The organism is Zoogloea sp. LCSB751 (assembly GCF_002028455.1).
Lineage (GTDB): Bacteria > Pseudomonadota > Gammaproteobacteria > Burkholderiales > Rhodocyclaceae > Zoogloea.
The window spans coordinates 1-232 of the sequence record NZ_MWUM01000684.1 but is presented as its reverse complement, the minus strand read 5'-3'; the positions used below and the strand labels follow the sequence as shown (position 1 = coordinate 232).

Genomic DNA, 232 nt, shown 5'->3' with positions numbered 1-232 from the left:
GGGCGACCGTTATCTATCATCTGGGTTATTTTCTTAAGCCGCGTTTTATCCACTGATCCTCGCATTTGGGATTTCTTCTGCAATAAAAATGGGCGTGTATCGCCCATTTTTATCACTTATTGCTTAAGCACTCATAGTTTCAAGCATCGCTTAAATCATCATGGCCCAATGATTATGGCTGCGGTGGAAACTGCGCCAAAATCCGGCTTACCGCCTTAGCGGTGTCTTGGGC

Annotated in this window: 1 protein-coding gene; it reads left to right on the top strand. The window is 45.7% G+C overall.

Annotated features, from left to right (window positions below):
* Positions 1-219, top strand: a 219-nt coding sequence (locus tag B4920_RS30285; RefSeq protein WP_216820159.1) for a hypothetical protein, incomplete at its 5' end; no start/stop codon positions are given.
* Positions 220-232 lie beyond the last annotated feature (13 nt).